Source organism: Candidatus Nitrotoga sp. 1052 (assembly GCF_927312905.1).
GTDB lineage: Bacteria > Pseudomonadota > Gammaproteobacteria > Burkholderiales > Gallionellaceae > Nitrotoga.
Genome location: NZ_CAKMHQ010000022.1, coordinates 1 through 22330 on the forward strand (window position 1 = coordinate 1; position 22330 = coordinate 22330).

The following is a 22330-nucleotide window of genomic DNA, read 5'->3' on the forward strand; positions in this document are numbered from 1 at the left end:
CCCGGCAATACCAGGTGGCTGGCAGAATTAACGGGTAGCCCGACAGGCTGCTAGACGACACAGCGGATGGAACCGCCAAGCTGCCCATGTTTGCCGACAGTGTTCATGACTTCGCGCAACAGCTCCTGGTCGGTAATGTTGTCGCCGGCACGGGCATCGCGGGCGCGCTCCACAATCTCACGGCGGAAGAGCTCGATTTCGTCCGCTGCCATGCCGCGAAAATTGTCGTCGAGGGCATCGCCGGCTTCGAGCTGCTCGCTGTCGATGAGGAGCGTGTTGGGGCGCGGCAGTGGATTGCTGGTCGTTTCGTCGTAATTGCGGAACAGTGGCAAGGCACCGAGGAAGGGCGGCGGTGTGGTGCCGTCTTCGTTGGGCATTCGCTGGAAGCCGGAAATGAAGTCGTAAACCAGCTTGGAGATGGCGGTGTTCTGGCAGACGATGATGAAACAGGGCGGCACCTTGATGCCCGCTTCATCCCAAAGTTTGAAGGTCTTCTCGTAGTGGCCATACAGTGCTTGCAGCGCCGTTTGCAATAGTGTCGGCAGATTAAGCGGATCAAGTTCACCGGCAACGGTGCGACCCCCTCTTGGCAATCTGGGTTGAGCATCCTTGAGGTTTTCCCAAAGGTCGCGGAACATCGGCATTTCCTGCCCCGGTATGTTCTGCGCCACCGGGACGCGCGGGAGTTTGACGATGCCGCACTCGATGGCATCCATCAGCGAGAAGTCGCTCATCGTCCACGGGAATAGCGTGCCTTCCGCGTAGCCGGAACCACTGAGGAAGAATGGGGTGGCGGATAAATCCATGACGCGGGCAACACCCAGTTTGCGATTCACGGCTTCGAGGCCGGAAATCCACAGGCGCGCGGCTTCGCTGTTTTTCTCGGCTTCTTTCTTTTCGTCGCCTTTCAGGACTTCTTCGTCGGCGTCTTTTGGCTTTTCGCGATAGCAGTGGTGCGCTTCATCGTTGATGACGAGTATGTTCTTCATGCCCATCAAGTCGGGCATCACGCGCTGGAGCATCTGGCCTTCGGTTTCGAGCGTCTTGGGTTCTTCACCCGTGCGGCCCTGAAGCAATTGACGCCCACCCTTGGAAAGCTCGATGCGTTCGCGCATCTTGAAGGCGTGATAGTTGGTGATGACGATCTTGGCACGATTCACGTCGTCGAGCATGTCGCCCGGCACCAACTCGCGGTCTTTGTAGTAACTGTTGGGGTCATTGGGTTGCAAGACGCGCAGGCGATCCTTGATGGTCAAGCCGGGGGCGCAGATCAGAAAACCGCGCGTGAAATGCTTGCTGGCCGGACGGCGCACCGCATTGATGGTTTGCCAGGCAATGAGCATGGCCATCACTGTCGTCTTGCCTGCGCCGGTTGCGAGTTTCAGCGCCAGCCGCATCAGTTCTGGATTGGCATCCTTGTTCGCCGCAGCGAGATGATCGAGAACGCCTTTCCCATGCTTGGATTGGGGTGCAACCTCGGTGAGCCAGATCGCGGTTTCCACCGCCTCCACCTGGCAGAAGAATGGGCGGACGCCGTTGAACTTGTGATGCCGCCAGTGTTGCAACAGGCGGGCTGTCTCTGGCGTAACCTGCCATTGATTGGGGTTAGGCAGAGAACGCCAGGTATCTACTTGGCCGCGTACTTCATTGATGATCGAAGTGGGGTCGTACTGCTGCTCCTTCGTTGACAGCCCTGCTGCATCTTCGAAAACAAACCCGGCCTGCTTGGCAGCACCTTTGCGCTTCTTGGGCTTCGGGATCGGCGTGATGAACTTCGCGGGGCGGCGAGTTTCAAGAATCTGCTGTGTGGGTTGCCCATCATCATCAAGCTCCCAATGCCTCGGCGGGCAATCATAAGGAGAGTTGAGAATGGGGTGATCAAAGAATGGGTTGGTCATGGTCAGTGTCTATTGGTCTTGTTGGCGATGCAGATGTGTATCTGCTCGACGGCGGCCATTGTTTCATCTCAGGTGAAACTTGGGCTGCTGAAGTCCGGTAATGTACTGTAATGTCCAGCATAATCCTATCGTTTAATACCACCCACCAGAGGAGCTAACAGATGGCACGGAATTACGCCACCAAAAATATCTTCCAACAAATGCCGAGCATCCTTGTGACAGGTGAGTGTGCGTGTGGCGTTGGGCTGACCGGTTACGCGAGCGACCCACAAGCCAGGTGAGTAAGGTTTGTGCCGCATCGGCGAACACCAGCAGATGCTCGTGGGCGAGCTTGGTGGCTTCTTTCTCGATCTTCAGCAGCGCGGGGCGGGATATTGCTCGTGCTATCGGGTGAGCAGCGGAACGCTGCGCTTCTGAGCAATGGTGGTGAGGGTGTGCACCTCGCCGTTGGCCGGAATCTCCTGCGGTTTGAGGCTGGCACGATCCTAGCCAAATTCGTTGAAAAGTTGTTCCAGGTTGAAGTCATTGAGCAACGGCTGGAAGCGCGCACAGGCTGTCGTCATAGCGCTTCACCGCCTTCATTCAGGATATTCAAATAACCGTCATACACAAATATGCGGTTGCGGCGCTGGCCGGTGAGTTCGCGCGCGATGCCGAGTTGGGTCAGGGTTTGCATGACTTTGCCGACGGTCGGGAAAGTCATGCCTGTTTCCGTACACAGCAGTTTGAGGGTGGCAACGGGGTGGCTGCGCAAGGCGTTGAGTACGCGTTGGGCATTGGCCGCGCCGCGCCCGGTGGTTTGTATGTGTTGGCTATCCTGTTGGAACAGTTCGATCAGCCGCTGCGCGGTTTGCACGGCGCCTTGCGCGGTTTGCGCCACACCTTCGAGGAAAAAGTCGACCCAGGCTTCCCAGTCGCCATCGGTGCGCACCCGGTCGAGCAGCTCGTAATACAGGGGGCGATGTTGTTTGAAATACAGACTCAGGTACAGCAGCGGCTGCGTGAGCAGGCCGCCCTGATGCAACAGCAACGCGATGAGCAGGCGGCCGAGCCTGCCATTTCCATCGAGAAAGGGGTGGATGGTTTCAAATTGCACATGCGCCAAAGCAGCCTTGATCAGCACGGGGGTTGTATCGGCTGGCTGGTTGATGAATTGTTCCAGCGCTGCCATGCAGGGTTCCACTTCCTGCGGCGGGGGCGGCACGAAGCGGGCATTGCCGGGGCGGGTGCCGCCGATCCAGCTCTGGCTGCGGCGAAAGTCCCCCGGCGCTTTGTCGCTGCCGCGACCGCGCGCCATGAGGTGGATATGCATTTCGCGCAATAGCCGGTTGCAGAGCGGGAAATCTGCACGCAGGCGTGCCATGCCGTATTCCAGCGCCGCGATGTAGTTGGATACCTCGACCACGTCGTCAAAGGGCACGCCGGGTACTTCGTCCAGCTCGAACAGCAATAGATCGGACAACGAAGATTGCGTGCCTTCGATCTGCGAGGACAACACGGCTTCGCGGCGCACATAGGCGTACAGAAAAAGTTGCGGGTCGGGAAGCAGCGTGCTCACGCTGTCGAGCCGACCAATTGCCAGCGTGGTGCGTTCGAGCAGACGTTGCCGCGCCCCGCTTAACTCCAGCGGGGGGGCGGGCGGCAATGGGCTGGGCACAAAGGCATTCACCATTTCTCCGCCTGCAAGGCTTGAGGTATAGCGGCCAGTGATGTCTCTGTGCATGGGCTACGAGCCTTTAATAAGAAATTATGTTATTTAAATTATAGCCTATTTATTTAATAAAGCCCATTCTTCCCAGGTGGACGTTCACCATCAGAGGGAGGAATAAAGGTCGGATTTCTTGATGGCCATGTCGGTTTATCCAGGGGGACTGGATTGTTGGATCAACTGACTGTAAGTCGAATCCATAGCTGCGTTGCTACTGGTCGCGCGTAATTATTTCGCCCTCAAGAGCCATCGCGAGTTCTGTTGGAGTCGGAAATAAATTACGATAGATAGCGTACATTGAGCTAATCATCACTGGCAGTAAAACCAGCCAACCTAACATCATTGGCATGGAGGCAATCATCATGAAAAGTAACATCATCGCGCCATACAACGACAGCGGGAGGATGTTGCGCAGACAGGCTAACAAGCTGGTTTTCAGCGCGTCAATGGGCGACATTTTGTCAAAGATTATCAGCATCGGAGCAAACTGCATCGACATTAGCAACACGCTGATCAATGCCATGCCTAACGTCAGTGCAATGCCCGCGCCCGCAGCGGCTTGTGCTAGTATTTCCGGGTTGTCCACCGGCTTGCCGCTCATCAGGACACTTACCAGAGTAGCGCCGCCGGTGAGCGTCATCACGCCTAATATCAGCATTTGGCTAATCAAGCTGATACCGCCTAATGTGACCAGTTGCGTAGTATTGTTGCGGAATCCAGCGAGCAAATGCGATAGTTCCAGTTCTTCGTCATGCTCCAGCGCATGGCAGCCAAGCATATAGCCAGCGAGCAGGACCGGGAATAGCAGCGTGGCTAACGGGTCGCCGATCACCGGGATGGTAGCAATGCCGATTAGCCCGATTGCGCCGATGGCTGCCAGAACCACCCACAACACCGGACTTTTTTTGAACAACCAGTACCCCTGCTTTATCCATAGCCAGCCATTGGCAATATTTACTTTTCGTGCCTCCATTTTTGCCTCGCTATAGCCAAATAACATTGCTGTTCGCGGCGATGTGCCGTTGCAGAATGCATTTAAATTGGTCTGGGTTGTGCGCGTGTATCAGTTCATTTTCGCGTGGCAAGTGCATATCGTACAGGCGCGATAGCCAGAAACGCAGTGCTGCTGCACGCAAGGCAATTGGCCAGGCAATATGTTCTTCCTTTTGCATTGGCCGCACCTCATGGTAGGCCTGCAACAGGGCTTGAGTGCGCGCCTTGTCCAGAATGCTGTCTGCGCCCATGCACCAGTCATTCACGGTGATGGCCACATCGTACAAGAGACTGTCGTTACAGGCGAAGTAGAAATCGATCAGGCCGCCGATGCGCGCACCATCAAACAGTACATTGTCGCGGAATAGGTCAGCGTGGATCACGCCTTGCGGTAGCGCGGCAAGCGTATGTTTCCCGTGGAATGCAACTTCGCTTTCCAGTAGCGCTGCGTCCTGCGGTGATAGAAACGGTGTTACCTGTTGCGCGGCACGCGTACGCCAAACTGCATCATGTGCGTTGGGCATGGTTTCCGCAAAGCTCCTTGCTGCATTGTGTAATCGGCCCAGCATTCCGCCTATAGCGGCACAGTGGATCACCTCTGGATTCATCAACGACTTGCCTGACAAACGACTGACAATGCACGCAGGCTTGCCATTCAGCTCGCTCAAGAATTGGTTATGCCGATTGGCCACTGGGCTGGGGCAAGGAATGCCGTGACGGGCCAAATGAGACATCAGATTGAGGTAGAACGGCAGTTCGCTGGCAGCAAGTTTTTCAAACAGCGTCAGCACGAAGCGGCCATTGCTGGTAGTGACAAAGTAGTTGGTGTTCTCGATCCCCGAGGCAACACCTTGCAATTCCAGTAATTGGCCTAGCGAATAATCGTCCAGCCAAGAGATTAGTTCTGGCTCAGTAACACGGGTAAAAACTGCCATATTTCGGAACTCGTATCAGAATCTATGGATAATCCAACGTGGCATACGAAATCCTGGATCCAGATTTTGATAATGTGAAAATTTGCCATCGCCAAGGTCATCCACCAAATAATAGGGTGGTCCAACTTTCGGGGTAATCTTGATCATATAAAGCTTCCCGCCAGCGCGGTACTCTTCCACGGTCTGTTCAGGCTGCTTGGTGATGGTAATTTCCTGACCCAGAGCAGCGTCCTGCGTGCGATCATCGTCGGGCAATTTGTTGGACGGCTGGAGTGGCAACGGTAACAAATCAGTATGTTGTGCGTTGGCATCAAATGGCGGGGGAGGTGGCAACGGTTGCAGACCGGGCAGTTGCGGCTGTGCGGCGAAGGCTGTGCTGAACAAGCCACTCAGGAATAAGGTGGTAATCAGGCGCATCATATTCCCCCGGTGATTTTCCATGGCCGCATTCTAGCTGATACGCAAGGAAAAAGCCTCTTAAAACGACCTGTTATTTAAATTTATTCCTTCATCCTTGCACCCATCACAGGTTCAATTGCATTTCACGTTCAGCCTCAGAAAGCTCAAAGCCGCGGGTCTCATAATGACTGAAAATGGCGCTTACTACCTCTTCTGCATTATCGATCAACTGAACCAAATCCATGTCCTGCGGACTGATCATGCCTTCGGCGATCAGTGTTTGCCGGAACCAGTCCAGCATGCCGCGCCAAAATTCGCTGCCCACCAGAATGATGGGGATGCGTCGTGTCTTGCCGGTCTGCACCAGAGTGAGCGCTTCCATCAGCTCATCTAGCGTACCGAAGCCGCCAGGCATGACCACATAGGCACTGGCAAATTTAACGAACATGACCTTGCGCACAAAAAAGTGCTGGAAAGTCTGGCTGATATTTTGATAGGGATTGTTGTGCTGCTCGTGCGGTAATTGGATGTTCAGCCCTACACTGGGTGACTTGCCATAATATGCGCCCTTGTTGGCCGCTTCCATAATGCCGGGCCCTCCGCCCGAAATAACGGAAAAACCCGCATCGGATAGCAGCCGCGCAATTTCTTCTGTTTTTTTGTAATATGGATGATTCGGCTTGGTGCGTGCGCTACCGAAAATGCTGACGGCTGGCTGGATGATATTCAGTCGGTCAGTGGCAGATACGAATTCTGACATAATGCCAAACACACGCCATGCCTCTTTTGAATTCCATACTTCCGGCAATTTCGAAGAAGGCAGTTTGGACTGATTGCTCATGATTGAAGAACCCTTTTACAAAAAATGAAAACATTGCTGCTGGTTGATGGCTCGTCTTATCTTTATCGCGCATTCCATGCAATGCCTGACCTGCGCAGCCCGCATGGTGAACCAACCGGGGCGATCTACGGTGTGCTTAACATGCTGCGCCGCCTGCGCGCCGATTACCCGGCGGATTATAGCGCCTGCGTCTTCGACGCCAAAGGTAAAACCTTCCGCGATGACTTATATGCCGACTACAAAGCGCATCGCCTTGCCATGCCAGAGGCTCTTGCCGCGCAAATTGCAGTGCTGCATCAGCTTATCGCCGCCTCCGGCTGGAATATCCTGATGATTGACGGAGTGGAGGCGGACGATGTGATCGGTACACTGGCACAGCAGGCAACAGTAGGTGGCGCACGCTGCATTATCTCCACCGGCGATAAAGACCTAACGCAACTGGTAAACAGCCAAGTGCAACTGGTTAACACCATGAGCAATGAAACGCTGGACGAAGCGGGCGTGCTGGCTAAATTCGGTTTGCCGCCGGAACATATCGTCGATTACCTTACCCTGACCGGCGACACGGTGGATAACGTGCCGGGTGTGCCCAAGGTAGGCCCCAAGACTGCTGTCAAATGGCTAAGGCAATATGGCACGCTGGATAATTTAATGGCACATGCACACGAAATTTCCGGGGTGGTGGGGGACAACCTGCGCAACGCGCTGAACTGGCTGCCGCGAGGCCGCATGCTAATTACCGTAAAGTGCGACGTTGAATTGCCCGTACACTTTGATGAACTGGTGGCACCACCACCGGACAACGCGCAACTTCGCAGCGTGTTTGAACGTTGTGGTTTCAAAAGTTGGCTACGCGAACTTTCTCCTGCCGCGCCTTCGTCCTCAGCAAAACAAGTTGGGGAAGAGGATGGGATGCGGCAAGCCAGCATGTTTGCAGCAGAAGCGCCTGTGCTTGCCCCGGTGAATTACGAAACGATCCTGACGGAAACGCAACTCGACACCTGGCTGGAAAAAATCCTGCAGGCCGAATTGGTGAGCATGAACACCGAAACCACCGCACTGGACATGATGAGCGCACAACTGGTGGGCATCTCATTTGCCATCCAACCCCATCACGCAGCCTACCTGCCACTGGCACACCACTACCCCGGGGCACCGGATCAACTAAGCCGTGAGCATGCGCTATTAAAACTTAAGCCGTGGCTGGAAAGCGCCCAACACAAAAAACTGGGACAAGATCTCAAATTTGATCAGCACATCTTTGCCAACCATGCTATTCAGCTTGCGGGCATCGCCGAGGACACACTGCTGCAATCTTACGTGCTGGAAAGCCACAAGCCGCACGACTTGGACAGCCTTGCGCTGCGACATCTCGGCGTGAAGACCACAAGCTATGCCGAAGTAGTAGGCAAGGGTGTCAAACAAATTTGCTTCGATCAAGTGGACTTGGCAACCGCTACAAACTATGCAGCAGAAAATGCCGACATTACTCTGCAACTGCATCAAGCACTGATTTCGCAGATCAAGCTGCAAGGCAAGCTGGATGAGGTGTACCGCAATATAGAACTACCCGCACGACAAGTGCTATACATCATGGAGCGCAATGGCGTATTGATAGACAGCGTCAAGCTGGCGGGACAGAGCCGCGAACTGGGCGAGAAACTCATTAACATTGAAGCGCAGGCATACGCGGCGGCAGGGCAGAAATTTAATCTCAACTCGCCCAAGCAAATCCAGGAAATCCTGTTCGATAAACTCGGCCTGCCCGTCAAGAAAAAAACTCCCAGTGGCACGCCCTCCACTGACGAAGAGGTGTTGCAGGAACTGGCGCTGGATTACCCGCTTCCCAAACTCCTGCTCGAATATCGTGGCATGGCGAAACTTAAATCCACTTACACCGATAAGCTGCCGCAAATGGTTAATCGCAAAACCGGGCGCGTGCATACCAGCTACTCGCAGGCTGTGGCAGTGACAGGACGATTGGCTTCCAGCGATCCCAACTTGCAGAACATCCCGGTGCGCACAATTGAAGGGCGCCGCATTCGTGAAGCGTTCATCGCACCGCCCGGTAGCCGCATCGTCTCTGCCGACTATTCGCAAATCGAATTGCGCATCATGGCACACCTGTCTGGTGACCAGGGCTTGCTCAGGGCTTTCGCGAATGCCGAGGACATCCATCGCGCCACTGCGGCGGAAGTTTTTTCCACCCCGCTGGATGCCGTGAGCAATGAGCAACGGCGTTACGCCAAGGTCATCAACTTCGGCCTTATCTACGGCATGTCCGCATTCGGCCTGGCTTCGCAACTTAATATCGAGCGTAGCGCCGCGCAGCAATATATAGATCTCTATTTCATGCGCTACCCCGGCGTGGCCGACTACATGCAGCGCACGCGCCAGCAGGCTAAGCAGCAAGGCTACGTGGAAACGGTATTCGGGCGCAGATTGTGGCTGCCGGAAATTAACGGCGGCAACGGCATGCGCCGCCAAGCCGCCGAACGTGCCGCCATTAATGCGCCCATGCAGGGCACCGCAGCAGATTTAATCAAGCTGGCAATGGCCGCAGTGCAAAATTGGATAGAGCGCGAACAGATGCATACTCGACTTATCATGCAAGTTCATGATGAACTGGTGCTCGAAGTGCCGGAGAATGAATTGGCGCTAGTAAAAGAAAATCTGCCTGGGCTGATGTGCCACGTGGCCGAGTTGAAGGTGCCGCTTGAAGTTGGGCTTGGTGAAGGCGAGAATTGGGAAGCGGCGCATTGAGCAGCCTCGTTGTTGCTTGGCATGGGCTTCTGGAAAGCCCGCACCCGTTTTATATTCTGATAAGTGCCCGAACCTGCAAGCGATGTAGAAAGCTTATCACCGGGCGATGCTCACTATCTACTGCGCTGGTCGCTCATCAAAGCCGGGTTCTCGCGGCGGCTGGCAGCGCAGTGAGATGTTGGGCTTTATTACATTTAGCCCAACCGAGCTTAGTGCCGCAATGCGCAAGCTGGTGCATTTGAGCTTAGGCATTTACCTTATGAATTGCTCTCTTATAAAAATCTACTGTGCTAACTCGGCAGCCTCGACCACCACTTTATATAACCGCTCTTCTTGTGCAGTGGCTATTTTAGTGCCGACTGCCACTTGATTACGCTTACCAGGAGCTACACCGCCTTTAATTATTAAAGGGGCGCTTTGTGACACAGCTCGTCCTGTTTTCGCATCATATTTCACTACACGCACTTGAACTCGACCTACTGGAATAGAGGTGCTATTTTGCACGACAGCATATAAATTACCCGTATTATCCGCCTGCACACCTGCCTGAATATACTTCGCAGGGTTGCTTGGTAAATCTAAGTGTACGGCACGTGCTGTTGCTTCTTTGCCAATATCTGAATTAGAAGCCGAGGCAATTTGATAATGTTGCAGTGCTTCATCTGTTTGACCGCGCTCTTCAGCGATTTGGCCTAACAACGCATGACCAGGTGCAGTAGGTAGTAATTCATTGGCACGCTTAAGAAAAGGATCAGCTTCGGCTTTTTTCCCTAAATTGAATAGCGCAATGCCACTTTGAATGTGCGGTTTAAAGTAATCAGGTTGCATTTTGATGGCTTTATCATAAAACGATAAAGCCTCTTCTGGTTTGTTCTGAGTTAAAGCAATGTCACCCAATAGCTCTTGAAAACGTGCTTCACGTGGTTCGGCGGCAATGGCTTGTTTTGCTAATGTGGTGGCTTTCGCTGTATCTTTAGCCGCTAGTGCTTTTACGCCTTCGTCATAAGCTTTATAGGCTGCCTGAGTAGATTTCAATTTGCCTACTTTTTGCGCATAAACCTCTTTACCCCATTCCCCGCCAGCACCGACTGTTGCCAATGTGATTTTGTTGGCAGCCACACGCTCAGGTGATGGTGGATGGCTGGCAAATAAACCCTCAATAAAATTACTTTGACGTCCAGCACTTAACTTGACGAAAGTCTCTTGCAAGGTCACGGCAGCTGTTGGGTCGTAACCCGCTTTTTTCATATATTGCATACCATATAGATCCGCTTCTCTTTCTGCATCGCGCCCATATTTACTCGTGGCAAGTTGTGCGCCTAGTTGAGCGCCGCCAACAATCAGGTTTGCATAATCAGTGTTTTGCGCGCCTATACCAACTGCAATCATTGCTCCTTGCATGAGTATCCCGCGCTCCATGTTTTTTGCTCCATGTCTTGCGGCGGCGTGGACCATTTCATGCCCCATGACCGCGGCAAGTTCAGCCTCGCTATTGAGTTCGTAAAGCAGTCCACGATTAAAAGCGATTTTTCCACCAGGCATCGCCCAGGCATTGGGTATGGACTCATTTAGCACCGTGTATTCATAAGGTAGTTTACGATCAGAAGCCGCGGCAAGCTTATCGCCTACACTTTGCACATAAGCGGTGAGTTCAGGGTCGATAATGTAATCGCCACCTTGTGATTGGCGAGCAGGACCATAATTTTGTGTACCAATTGATATTTCTTGAGATTCAGACACAATTTGAAATTCCTTTTTTTTAGTAACGGGATTCGTGCCGCATGCTGAAGTTAATAATGTGACCGTCGTTAATAAGGTAAATATTAAGTTTCTAGTGTTTATTTGATTCAACATGAGGATTCCCTTAGCTATAGGTTGGAGCCTAGTAGGTTAACGCAAAGTCGGTTAAAGAATAGTGGAATAGATAGGTATGGTAATAGCTTTTTGTAAGCCTGAAAGTAAAAATATAGTTAAACGATTGAGTCATTGAATGATATAGCACGTTGCTTTCAAAATAATCAAGCACGCAATCAGGCAGGTCCAACCTATCGAGCTAAAATTCTAAATCGTCTCAGCATGCCCTCCCGAGCGCCGCACAGAGTACCTGCGCAAGCCCAAGATCTTTTCGACCCCACCTGATTCCAGCTAATCTTTCTTAACGCTCTTTATGATTAAGCTGACCTTCTGCCTTGTGCGTATTTCGCGTAAGCAGAAAAAAGAACCCACAGCCAACATTTTTTGCTACCGGTTAGGCACAAATTATGTGAATTTCGGATGACTTGCAGGTCAGGTTGACGACCAAACTGCTTTCCGATACATTCGGTGAGTATGAAAAAGCGCGTTTATTTTTCCTATACGCCAGCTCATCCCGCCATGAATTGAGTATTCTTCAATTTCAAAGGCGGCCTGATTTAAGTCCTTGCACAGCCGCTGCCAGAAAGGTCTTAGCCATGTTCTCTTCTCCCACGCAGCGCGCCAACAGACGCAAACTTCTTGTTTTTGCAGGCACATTTTTGGTTCTGGCTACCATCGGCCTGTTTTACAACTATTCGCGCCCCGCAATCTATCTGGCCGGCGCGAGGGTTCAGATCAACCCCGGTGCGGTTCAGGTTGAAGCGGCCGTGTCCACCGGCGGCACGCAAGGCGCCAACGTGCCGCGCTCGCTCTTGAACGAGCTGCAAGTGCTGACCAGCCGCCCGCTGGTCAAGGCGGTGCTGGAAAAATTGCCCGACACACAGCGTGACACCGCTTCCCGGTTGGGAGCGGACCCGGTCTCCGCCTTGCAGGCGGGGCTGCAGGCCAGGGTGGCCGAGGGGACGGATGTGGTCGAGTTGTCATCACGCGGTCCCGATGCTGCACTTGCCGCCACGCTGGTCAATGAATTGGTCGTTGCCTACACCGGCCAGCTGAACGATGCCTATGCAAAAACCTCAGGCAGCTCGTTGATTCAGATCAGTGACGAAGTCGCCAAACTTACCCAAAAGGTTCAAACCCAGCGCCGCCAGATGGAAGACTTTCGCCTGCGCCATAACATCGTCTCCTTCGAGCGCGAAGAAAACGAAGTCTTGGGCCGCATCAAAGGCCAAACCGAAGCGCTCAACAAAGCCCAGGAAACATTGGCGATTGCCGAAGGCAAACTGCGCGCGATGACCGAATCTGCAGCCGTTGGCAGGCCCATTGCAGCGCCGGTGCGACCCAACGCCACGCTGGACAATCTGGAGCAGCGCGCATCCCAAGCCCGCGAAGAACTCAGCGAGCTGAGCCGTGGCTACACGCCTGCATACATGGCAATGGACCCACGCGCACGCGCGGTCAAGAATCGCCTGGCCGAGCTAGAGCGTCAGATTGTCAACCAGCGGCAAAGCAGTGGGCAGGTGGCGCAGTCAGACCAGAGCTCGGCGTTGGCTGACGCGCGTGACGGGGTCAACGCGGCGCGCGATACCGTTGCCCGCATGGCGCAGCAGGCCTCAGGCAACCGTGGTGCGCTGCAGCAGTTTGCCGCGCGCTTCAATGAATTTCGCACCATGCGCGACGAACTTGCGCCGCTGGAGTCGCTGCTGCGCGACGCGACCCAGCGCAAGGCGCGCCAGGAGGCGGGTGAGGCCGCGCGCAGGCCATCGGTGCGGGTGGTGGAGCCTGCTTTTGCACCGCGCGAGCCGTGGCAGCCGCAGTACACGCGCGATGCGGCCATCGTGCTGGGCGGTGCATTTTTGCTGGCGCTGCTGGCGATGTGGGTGGTTGAACTGTTCAACCGGGTTGACGCGCCGCCCACTTGGATCGTGTCTCAGCCATCACCTTACCCGGGCAATCCGAACTACGGCTTGGGATATGACTCGGGGCAGGACAATGTGGCTGCCCTAGCGCACCGAATGCCGCTTGCGGTGGAATACGACGGGCGCGCGACGATGCTGCCGCCCGTGATCCAACCGCGCGAGCTGCTGCAAGAAGAGCTGGCAGGCATCCTGACCAATGCCTCGCCCACAGTGTTGCTGTTTGCCCACCTGCTGCTCAGGGGAGTCAGTCCGGAAGAGGCGATCACGCTGCGCGGCAGTGATGTCAATACGGCCGCGCGGACACTGCACGTCGCAAGCAGCCATGAAGGCGACGATTCGCGAACTGCAGCGCGCGACATTCCGCTGGACGGCACCTTGCATGAGGTGATCGTCAACACTTTCAAAACCACCCCGGCAGGCGACGCCCAACCGTTGCTCGGCGATGCGAATGCTAAACCGGTTGCGCTCAATGACCTGACGACAGAACTGCTTTACGCGGCCCATGACGCGGGCGTCGACCAGCCCGCTGAAGTCACGCCTGACGCGCTGCGCCACACCTATGCCGCCTTTCTGGCCCGCCAGGGCATTCGCATGGCAGACCTCGCCCGCGCGGTCGGGCAAATGAGCGCAGCGCAGGCGGCCATCTACAGCGCCATGGCACCCGCCGGAAAACGGCTGGGGCTGGAGCAGGTGGAGCGCTTAATGTCGGTGGCGCGACAGGCCTAGATTCGCTCGCTTTGCTGGGCAAAGGCCATCATCGTGTCCTGCATCAAATGCATAGCGAACTATCTATATCATAAGAGCGCTACATGCCTATTTGATTTCCTGTGAAGGTTGGAAATCGGATTTAAAGCCTGTTTCATATCACCCGTGATATGAGTTTTTTGGTATTGAACCTGTCAACTGATTCTGTGAGCTAAATGCGGCATTGGCTCTCGTATGATATGGATAGCTTGCTATTATTATTGATATTAGTTCATTGGGTACCCGGTTTTTTTTGCGCTAAATTGACCCGCTGTGCACGCGCCACCGACTAATCTGCAAGAATTAAAAATCTTTGCGGCGCACTTTCAGGTCGGTAGATTGAGCTGAATAAAATGAAGCCCGACATTACCAGGAGTGGGTGAGCAGATGTGTTACCGACGAAGCCGATACAGCTGACTATCTTCTGCGCTGGTCGCTTACCGAGGCCGGATTCTCGTGGCGGCTGGCAAAAAAGCCAGCACATTCGTGCCAGCCGCCAAGCCAAGCGTGAGCGCGGCATCTGGCAGCATCGGATGTGGGGCGAGAAAACAGGTGATGGAGTAGATGGTTATGGTGAGCGGTGAGATGTTGGGCTTCATTTCATTCTGCCCAAACCTACCAAGCTAGTTAGTTAACACAAGACACGTGGCTTAAACCGTTTTCGTCACCGTAGTTAACGATGCCGCCCTCCAGGTTAACGATAAACTGGAGGCCAAAAACAGTGCCGGGCGTGGATGACCAAACGTCGTACAGTGTCCAACCCTGGGCACGTAGTGCTGAAACATTAGTGCGGTAAATGTTCTCATGACGAATACCTAGCGTACTTCCATCATATCGAGTGAGTGCGACCAGCTCGTCTTTGGTTGGCAGACGCCATTTGTATCCCAGAGCCGTGGATGATGAGCAGATATTCTTAGCCTCAGCCAAGGTAACAGCGGTTGCTGTAATGGGTGCCCAAGTGAGTTTGCCATGGACGATGTAACCAGGAGGTAATTTTACCGGTGCGGCGCTTGGCACCGCAGCCTTTTCCAGCGGATCCGCCGACGCTATATTCAAAGTTAACAACAAGACGGTCAAAGTTATGAGTAGTTTTTTCATGTGGGAGAGTAGTTTTTTCATGTGGTAATAGTACGCTTCATGCACCCTTAGAACAAGTATGTATGCATCAAAAAGTGGGGTTACCCATGCACCTTGACGGTGTTTGGTGTTGCGCCAGGTGTCAGAATCGGCGGCCCTAAAATCAGGGTAAATCATTTTACCTGCCTGACAGTCAGGTGCCATTACCTGTACCGGAATTGAAAAATGGAAACAGGGGGCGCTACCCTTTATAGTTTATTGAATTCAGCTTCGAGCTACCCGAAAACTACCACCGATGCGTAGCATTTGTGCACGATCAAGGTTCTTCGCTAATGCCACTTGGCGGTTATTGCATTCTTGAACTGGCAGGCGGCCTTGATACTTTTCCATAAACCTGGCACTAAATACTGCGTACTTCTCACAATAATTTCCGCGCGACTGGTGGGCTATTAAAATATCGTTGCATACCGCCAATTTGAATCCGGCCAAATAGGCTGCGAAGGTAAAGTCGATGTCATAGATATGGAAGCCATCGAAATTTTGTTCATCGAAACGTATTTCATTGACCACCCGCCGATTCACGGCAAAGAAAAATCCGTCCAAAGCTTGAATTCCTTCAACGACCACCGAATTTATCTCGCCCCACACCGACAAGTCGAAGCGATTGCCGGGCCATTCATCACCGGTAACCGGGTAGGCAACAGTGCCGTGCAAGTAGGGGTCTCCCGCAAATCCCCAGTTGCTGGCGACTAAATGACTTGTGCCGGCGCAGCCGACCACATCGTAGACTTGCAGATATTGGCGCAAACGAGGATAAAAATCGGGCGAGATTATCTCGATGTCATCATGGCAAAAAATCAGGATGTCGCCCCGGCTTTGGGTGATGCCGCGGTTATAGCCTTCGCACAGTGACTGCGCGTCGTGGATGCCGATGATCTCAAACGGCGCGTCCCCCAGCAGCTCCTTGTAGTTTTTCGAGACGAACTCGAATTTTTCCGGATTGATGCTGCAAATGATAATCGAAATCATGTTAGCTGGCTCCGTTTCAATCGAGATGTGGCTACTAGTCGCCACATTGCACGTTGAATTCAGAATGATAAAACGATTCTATTTGACGTAATGACGTATCCATCTCGAAGATTCTATTGCTGCCGGTAATGATGCGCTGAACAACTTGCTGGCGCCATGCATTGTCTGTGCCGATCTTGATGGCTATCTCGATATAGTCATCCTGGTCTTTGGCTATCAGTTCATCCAGCCCCATGCATTTCAGCATTCCGTAGCTTTGCCGACCGCGCATGAATTCTCCCGGCAAAGTTACCACTGGCAAGCCGCAAGCAAGCGCATCCAGAGTTGTGTTGCCGCCTGACCAATGCAGGGTATCGAGCATCACATCACTCAGCATATTGACGCGTAGGTAATCATCGTGCGCCATTGACGGCAGAATAATGCCCCGCCCTTGCGGCTCCAGGCCGCACGCGCGCAGGGTCTGCGCCAGCCGGGCAAAAAAGGCGTTGGTGATGTTGGGGTGGCGGCCGGCAAACAGCACGATGACTCCATCCGGGTCGCGCTCAAGAATGTTAGCCAGCAGTGCATCGTTGTCCGGATGGATCTTGAATAATGATTGCGGGCACAGATACAGCGTCTTATCTCCCGGTAACGCAAAGTCGGCGCGACGCGCTGGCGTGGGTAGCACAGGCTTGCTGTAATAAGTGCCTAGGCCCTCGAGCAATATCAATTTTTCTGAATAATGGAGCTCGGCGTTATCGGGCTCCATTGCGGCGCTTGAAAAATAATAGTCGATATTTGCGTGGCCGCTGGTCACAGGGTGTCCCCAGCCAGCACATTGCACCGGCGCCAGTCGCATGGCAGCCAGCAGGAAACTGCTGTTATCCATGCCGAGCTCCGGGTAAACCAGTACATCCAGGTCATCCGTCAGCACAGATGCGGCGATACTGCCCGGCGATACAGGGCCCGCGACAAGGTGGCGAAAGTGGTCGCAAGCGTCGACAATTTCCTGGGTAACAGAATCTGTTTCCTGGCGGGTATGGTAGACAAAAATTTCAAATTGCTCGCGATCGAGCTGCATGATCCAGCTGCGGAAATACATACCAACCGTGCAATTTCTGAAAAAACTGGACAGATAACCGATGCGCAAGCGGCGCCCCGCTGCGTCTTTTTTCGCGCGCAGCTGCATGAATTGCGGCGCGATTTTCTCCAGCATGGCAGCAACAAAATGCGCATAGTCTATTTGCAGCTGCTTGTCGTCAAGACCTTGGTAGGCCAAGTAAAAATTGCTCCAGCGCAGTTCATCCAATAGTTGCTCGGGCTGGTTGTGAGAAATAAAGTCTGGAATATTTGCGTGCAGGATTTTCAGGCCATCAGCGAATCGCTGTCGTGCTTCCAGCAAATCATTCTGATTGCGGTATACGGCAGGCAATGACAGCAAGGCACCGAGTGCTGATTTCAGTTCATGCGGATTCAGCGTTTGCGCTTGCCGATAGGCCGCAAGTGTGTGTTCGATGCGGCCTTGCTCCCAGAACACGCGGGCAAGTTTGTTGAGTTCCGCGCCATTCTTGCCCGGCTTCATTTGCGCGGCATGGGTGAAGCTGGCTTCCGCTTCATCGAGCTTGCCCAGTTGGTGCTGAACAGAACCGAGATAGTTGTAAGCCTGGACGTGATCCGGCTTCAAGCGAAGCGCATGGTTGAAGCTGGTTTCCGCCGAATTGAGTTGTCCTAAATCCAGGTGAGTGATGCCCAGGTTGTAATGGGCCAGCGCGTAATCCGGTTTCAGCAGAACAGCCTGCGCAAACTGCTGCTGAGCGCCAGCGAAATCACCCAGCGCACGAAGCGAGGTGCCCAGGTTGTTATAAGCTCCGGGATAATCCGGCTTGTGATGGATTGCATCGCGGAAATTTGCAGCGGCTTGCGCGAAGCGTTTTTGGTCATGCAGAATAATGCCGATATTGTTGTAGGCCTCGGCATAGTCTGGCTTCACGCGAATTGCATTTTGCAGGCTAGCGACGGCCTCATCTGGCCGGTGCAGATCTTCCAGCGTGAGTCCGCGCAGAAAATGATTGCGCGACTCTTGCGGGCTGAGAGCGATGGCTTGATCAAGATACGCCAACGCCCGCTGTAAATTTCCGCTTTGCCTGGCCAGTGCGGCTGCCTGCTGCGGCGCCTCGGCCTGATTAAGTAAATCGGGGCTATCAGTCATGGCTACAGGGGATACTCATCGCGATGTTACGATGCCTTTCTGCAGCAACGCTTGTCGATAGGCTTCTTCCAGATGACGCACATGATCATCCATGTTGACTAGCGGCGAGTCGGCCAAACCGCGCCGGATAGCATCCGTAACACTGGCGTAGAACGTTTGATCGTTAGCGAGGCGTTTGACGATGTCGATATATTCCTGTTCGTTGCAGGCAATCGTTGCCGTTACTCCAAGATTCGTCAGAATGCTGAAGCCGGTGCGTTCGCCGTGCCGTTCCCCGCGCAGCGTGACCACCGGCACGCCCATATCGAGCGCTTCCAGCGTACCATTGACTCCGCCAAACGGCAGTGTATCCAGCACCATGTCAACCATGGTATAGCGCGCCTGGTTGTGGGCTTCATCCTTGCCGGCCGGGATGAAAACGACGCGGGTTGCCGCTATGCCAGCGGCCTTGAGTCGTTGCAGGTAGCCAGCTTTAGCTTCAATGTTGTGCGGCGAGAACGCGAGTACCGCGCTCGGCAGTGCTTCCAGCACCCGGCGCCACAATGCGAGACAGCGCGGACTCAGCTTAATCAAAGTGACAAAAGCCCCCAGCACTATAGCGTTCTTTTTTATGCCGAGTTTTGTGCGCTGATAGTTGTGCTGGCTGGCTGGCGCGATGTGGCGATAAGGAAATACACAGCCCTGCATCGGCAACAGGCGCTCCAGCAGATACGCCTGATTTTCTGTAGTGTCGGCGTATTGATCGGTTAGCTTGAAATCGATGCTATCCAGCCCCACCGCCCCGGCGCTGGCAATGTGGGTGATCTGCAGGCGCGCTGGTTTGTACGCCAGAATCGCTGGCAGGCTGCCCTTGGTGTGGGTGGACAGATCCACCAGAATATCCAGGTTGTCCTCGGTAATGCGATTGGCCGCACTGAGCGCGTCGAGATTTGCGATGCCGACAAATCGATGGCTGCAGGCACGGAAGCGCTCGGTCCACGCATCTTCCTGCGATGACAGCGAATAGCAGTACACCTCGAATTGCCCGGTATCATGGCGAGAAATGGCCTGATATATCATTTTTCCCATCACGTGATCGCGCAAATCAGCGGACAAATAGCCCAGCCGGATCATGCCGCCAGCGCGGGTGGGCAGCGACAATTGGGGGGAGTTCGTCTGCTTGCTCAATTGGTTGTAGCGCTGGTACAGGGCAAACAGACGCTCTGGAGGAAAGTCAAAAAACAATAGCAGATACAGTATTTCCTCCAGCCGGTCGAGTGCATCGGCGTCATTGAGGAACGCATATTTATCGCTTAGCAAGTCGTCCAGATACGCTTGTTGCTGTTCGACTTCACCCAGATACTGGCAAGCTTGCAGGCCATACACCGCGAGCATGACGGAGGGCGGCGCGTGGCGCCGGAACTGTTTAAAATTTTCCAGCCACGGATTGATTTTGCCGGCATCGAACAACACATCGCCCAGATGGTAATAGGCCGGCGCATGATCCGGTTGAATACCCAGGATCTTTTGGTAGCAGGCAGCAGCGCGTTCGGCCTTGCCTTGCTGCTGGAACAGTACGCCCAGGTTGAATAAGGCCTCGGTGTTGCTTGGCTCCAGCGCCAGGGCACGATGATAGGTGGCCATTGCCGCGTCTGGCATACCTTGCTTTTGATATACCACGCCAAGATTGAAATACGCGGACGGTTCCTGCGGCTGACTTTGGATTGCCTGCTGCAAGGTGGTGACGGCTTGCGGCAGATGGCCAGCCCCGGTCAGGGCGCGGCCTAGCCCGTTCAGCGCTGCAAAATGACTAGGCTTGATTTGCAGCGCCTTGTTAAAACCGGCGACCGAATCCGCCATCTGTCCCTGCTTCAAATAAAGGTTGCCAAGTGCCAGGTGCGCATCAAGATAGCTCGGGCTAATCGCAATTGCACGTTGAAGTTGCACGACGGCATCATCTTCCTGACCGGTTTGTTCCAGTAGTACGCCATATAAATAGAGGGCGGCGGCATGGTCGGGCTCATGCAATAGTACCTGCCGGTAATGGTCTGCGGCTTCCATCAAGTTGTTGGCCTGGTGTTGCCGCACTGCTTTCTGGAACAGCGCTTTATTATCGTCGTTTACGACTGAATCTTTTAGGGGGCATTGGGCGATAGCATGGCGATAAGCATCTTCCAGATGCCGGGTATAAGCTTCCATGTCAACCAGCGGCGAATCAACAAGACCACGCCGGATCTGTTCCACCACCATGCTGCGCCAGCCAGCATCGCTCGCCAGACGGCAAGCGAGATCGATATATTCGGCTTCGTTGTGGGCAATTGTTTCAGGCACGCCGAGGTTCATCAGAATACTGTAGGAGGTGCGCTCACTATGGCGCTGGCCGCACAATGTGATCACCGGCACCCCCATATCCAGCGCTGCCAGAGTCGTATCACCACCGCTGTAGGGGAAAGTGTCGAGCGCTATATCGAGCAGTGCATAACGTGCGCGGTTAAACTGCTCGTCCTTTGCCGCAGGGATGAACTTCACTCGCACCGGATCAATTCCGGCCGCTGCAATTTGACGTAAATAGCTGGCTTTTTCGTTTTCTTTCAGCGGTGAAAATGCCAGCACGGCATGTTCGACTCTCGTCATGATGGCAGCCCAGGTTTGCAGACTACGCGGGCTGAATTTCATTATGTTAGCGAAAACGCCTAATACCACTGCATTTTCGGCAATGCCTAACTCGGCCCGGCTTAAATGGATATCCGAAGCAGGTTCAACATGGTGAAAGGGGAATAGACAGCCTTCCATCGGTAACAGCTTTTCGATCAAATATGCCGCATTTTCCGGCACGTCGGCATAATGATCGGTCAGCTTGTAGTCAACCGTATCCAGGCCTATGCCACCGTGAGAGCCAAGATGGGTGATCAGCACCCGTGCCGGTTTGTAGGCGAGGATCAATGCATTGGAATAGGAAGTGTGGTTGCACAGGTCGATCAATATGTCGAGGTCGTCTTCGGCGATCATCTTGGCGGCTTGCCGCGCGGACAGCGTGTGCAGATCAACGAATTTATCACTGATCGTGACAAACTGCTTGGTGAGTGCATCTTCCTGGCTCGCCAGGGAATACAGATGCAATTCAAACTGGCTGCGATCATGGCGCGCCAGCACTTCGACCATAAGTTTGCCCATCACATGTACGCGAAAATCCGCCGACAAATAGCCAATGCGCAATTTTGTGCGCTGCGTCCGGTAGGGAGAAACCAGCGGGAATTCGGAGAAATGTTGGCGTTTAACTGCCTCATTGTAGGCATGATACAGACGCAGTAGCTGCGCTTGCGGCAGATCGAAGTACTGCGCCACACTTAAAATATTATCCAGCACCCCGATGTCGCCATCTTTGAGTGGATGTGCCGACAAGGCTTGCAGGTAGTTTTGTTCGCGGGTGAAATCGCCCAGGTAGCGACAAGCGGAAAGTCCGGCAACAAAAAACCAGTCAGTTTTTTTATCCAGGCGCTCATATTTCTTGAATGCATCCAGCCATTCCTCGGTGCGGTCGAGAAATTTCAGCAGCGAACAGAGATTGTCATAAGCTTCCTCATAGTCCGGCGCAATTTTTAGCGCCGCCTGGAAGTGCTCCACCGCCAAACTGAACCGTTTCTGTTTTTTAAGTATCAGGCCTAAATTGAATTGCGCCTGTGGCAGTCTGGAATTGCTTGCCAAGGCACGGCTGTAGGATTGCCGAGCATCCTCCAGACGCTCCAGGTTTTGATAGATATTGCCCAGATTGTTGTGTGCTTCGGCAAAGCCGGGATTGATTTCGATGGCGCGCTGGTAGCTGGCAATTGCCGCATCGGTTTGATTCAGGTATTGCAGCGCCAGTGCCAAATTGTAGTGACATTGTGGGTGCCTGGGCTGCAGCGCCAGAACTTGCCGGTAGGCCATCATGGCGTCCACTAGCCGTCCTGCTTGATGATACTGCACTGCCTGTTGAAACAATTGGTCGGGATTATTCATGGTT

General features: G+C 53.8%; 15 protein-coding genes. 3 read left to right on the forward strand and 12 right to left on the reverse strand.

What is annotated here, in order from left to right:
- Nucleotides 1-50: 50 nt before the first annotated feature.
- The 7 genes from MJ768_RS04140 to MJ768_RS04170 form a co-directional block, all read right to left on the reverse strand.
- Nucleotides 51-1898, reverse strand: a complete 1848-nt coding sequence (locus tag MJ768_RS04140) for a BPTD_3080 family restriction endonuclease (protein WP_239288201.1) — start codon at nucleotides 1896-1898, stop codon at nucleotides 51-53.
- A gap of 125 nt (nucleotides 1899-2023) precedes the next feature.
- Entirely contained in the window at nucleotides 2024-2197 is a 174-nt protein-coding gene (locus tag MJ768_RS04145; RefSeq protein WP_239288202.1) for a hypothetical protein, read from the reverse strand.
- 260 nt (nucleotides 2198-2457) lie between these two features.
- Nucleotides 2458-3621 (reverse strand): Fic family protein, encoded by a 1164-nt coding sequence (locus MJ768_RS04150; RefSeq protein WP_239288204.1) that lies wholly within the window; start codon nucleotides 3619-3621, stop codon nucleotides 2458-2460.
- Between the two features lie 196 nt (nucleotides 3622-3817).
- Nucleotides 3818-4579 carry a BPSS1780 family membrane protein gene (locus MJ768_RS04155; RefSeq protein WP_239288205.1) on the reverse strand — a complete coding sequence of 254 codons (762 nt, stop codon included), beginning with the start codon at nucleotides 4577-4579 and terminating at the stop codon, nucleotides 3818-3820.
- Nucleotides 4580-4589: 10 nt separating this feature from the next.
- Nucleotides 4590-5534, reverse strand: a complete 945-nt coding sequence (locus tag MJ768_RS04160; RefSeq protein WP_239288206.1) for a homoserine kinase — start codon at nucleotides 5532-5534, stop codon at nucleotides 4590-4592.
- A 15-nt stretch (nucleotides 5535-5549) separates the two neighbouring features.
- On the reverse strand, nucleotides 5550-5975 hold the full coding sequence (locus tag MJ768_RS04165; protein ID WP_239288207.1) for a DUF2782 domain-containing protein: 426 nt from the start codon (nucleotides 5973-5975) through the stop codon (nucleotides 5550-5552).
- Nucleotides 5976-6057: 82 nt separating this feature from the next.
- Nucleotides 6058-6774 carry an LOG family protein gene (locus MJ768_RS04170; RefSeq protein WP_239288209.1) on the reverse strand — a complete coding sequence of 239 codons (717 nt, stop codon included), beginning with the start codon at nucleotides 6772-6774 and terminating at the stop codon, nucleotides 6058-6060.
- A 24-nt stretch (nucleotides 6775-6798) separates the two neighbouring features.
- Between MJ768_RS04170 and polA the strand changes: the two genes are divergently transcribed.
- The gene (gene polA / locus MJ768_RS04175; RefSeq protein ID WP_239288212.1) at nucleotides 6799-9537 is read left to right on the forward strand and encodes a DNA polymerase I; all 2739 of its coding nucleotides are present in this window, start codon (nucleotides 6799-6801) and stop codon (nucleotides 9535-9537) included.
- Nucleotides 9538-9819: 282 nt separating this feature from the next.
- On the opposite strand, the gene MJ768_RS04180 is transcribed toward polA, so the two are convergent.
- Nucleotides 9820-11391, reverse strand: coding sequence for a M48 family metalloprotease (locus MJ768_RS04180; protein ID WP_239288221.1), 1572 nt, complete (start codon nucleotides 11389-11391; stop codon nucleotides 9820-9822).
- Nucleotides 11392-11828: 437 nt separating this feature from the next.
- Between MJ768_RS04180 and MJ768_RS04185 the strand changes: the two genes are divergently transcribed.
- The gene (locus MJ768_RS04185; RefSeq protein WP_239288224.1) at nucleotides 11829-14036 is read left to right on the forward strand and encodes a GumC family protein; all 2208 of its coding nucleotides are present in this window, start codon (nucleotides 11829-11831) and stop codon (nucleotides 14034-14036) included.
- A gap of 407 nt (nucleotides 14037-14443) precedes the next feature.
- Entirely contained in the window at nucleotides 14444-14638 is a 195-nt protein-coding gene (locus MJ768_RS04190; protein WP_239288226.1) for a hypothetical protein, read from the forward strand.
- Nucleotides 14639-14681: 43 nt separating this feature from the next.
- Here the strand turns inward: MJ768_RS04190 and MJ768_RS04195 are convergent, their stop codons facing one another.
- The 4 genes from MJ768_RS04195 to MJ768_RS04210 are packed head-to-tail and all read right to left on the reverse strand — an operon-like array spanning nucleotide 14682 to nucleotide 22326.
- A complete protein-coding gene (locus tag MJ768_RS04195; RefSeq protein WP_239288227.1) occupies nucleotides 14682-15335 on the reverse strand; it encodes an Lcl domain-containing protein in 654 nt (217 codons plus the stop codon).
- 60 nt (nucleotides 15336-15395) lie between these two features.
- Entirely contained in the window at nucleotides 15396-16160 is a 765-nt protein-coding gene (locus MJ768_RS04200; protein WP_239288228.1) for a glycosyltransferase, read from the reverse strand.
- A 34-nt stretch (nucleotides 16161-16194) separates the two neighbouring features.
- On the reverse strand, nucleotides 16195-18348 hold the full coding sequence (locus MJ768_RS04205) for an O-linked N-acetylglucosamine transferase, SPINDLY family protein (protein ID WP_239288233.1): 2154 nt from the start codon (nucleotides 18346-18348) through the stop codon (nucleotides 16195-16197).
- Nucleotides 18349-18363: 15 nt separating this feature from the next.
- A complete protein-coding gene (locus MJ768_RS04210) occupies nucleotides 18364-22326 on the reverse strand; it encodes an O-linked N-acetylglucosamine transferase, SPINDLY family protein (RefSeq protein WP_239288235.1) in 3963 nt (1320 codons plus the stop codon).
- Nucleotides 22327-22330: the final 4 nt, after the last annotated feature.

Bases quoted from the DNA above. Each gene is read 5' to 3' on its own strand.
- MJ768_RS04140 (WP_239288201.1), bottom strand. From the start codon at position 1,898: ATGACCAACCCATTCTTTGATCACCCCATTCTCAACTCTCCTTATGAT.
- MJ768_RS04145 (WP_239288202.1), bottom strand. From the start codon at position 2,197: ATGCGGCACAAACCTTACTCACCTGGCTTGTGGGTCGCTCGCGTAACC.
- MJ768_RS04150 (WP_239288204.1), bottom strand. From the start codon at position 3,621: ATGCACAGAGACATCACTGGCCGCTATACCTCAAGCCTTGCAGGCGGA.
- MJ768_RS04155 (WP_239288205.1), bottom strand. From the start codon at position 4,579: ATGGAGGCACGAAAAGTAAATATTGCCAATGGCTGGCTATGGATAAAG.
- MJ768_RS04160 (WP_239288206.1), bottom strand. From the start codon at position 5,534: ATGGCAGTTTTTACCCGTGTTACTGAGCCAGAACTAATCTCTTGGCTG.
- MJ768_RS04165 (WP_239288207.1), bottom strand. From the start codon at position 5,975: ATGGAAAATCACCGGGGGAATATGATGCGCCTGATTACCACCTTATTC.
- MJ768_RS04170 (WP_239288209.1), bottom strand. From the start codon at position 6,774: ATGAGCAATCAGTCCAAACTGCCTTCTTCGAAATTGCCGGAAGTATGG.
- polA (WP_239288212.1), top strand. From the start codon at position 6,799: ATGAAAACATTGCTGCTGGTTGATGGCTCGTCTTATCTTTATCGCGCA.
- MJ768_RS04180 (WP_239288221.1), bottom strand. From the start codon at position 11,391: ATGTTGAATCAAATAAACACTAGAAACTTAATATTTACCTTATTAACG.
- MJ768_RS04195 (WP_239288227.1), bottom strand. From the start codon at position 15,335: ATGGCACCTGACTGTCAGGCAGGTAAAATGATTTACCCTGATTTTAGG.
- MJ768_RS04200 (WP_239288228.1), bottom strand. From the start codon at position 16,160: ATGATTTCGATTATCATTTGCAGCATCAATCCGGAAAAATTCGAGTTC.
- MJ768_RS04205 (WP_239288233.1), bottom strand. From the start codon at position 18,348: ATGACTGATAGCCCCGATTTACTTAATCAGGCCGAGGCGCCGCAGCAG.
- MJ768_RS04210 (WP_239288235.1), bottom strand. From the start codon at position 22,326: ATGAATAATCCCGACCAATTGTTTCAACAGGCAGTGCAGTATCATCAA.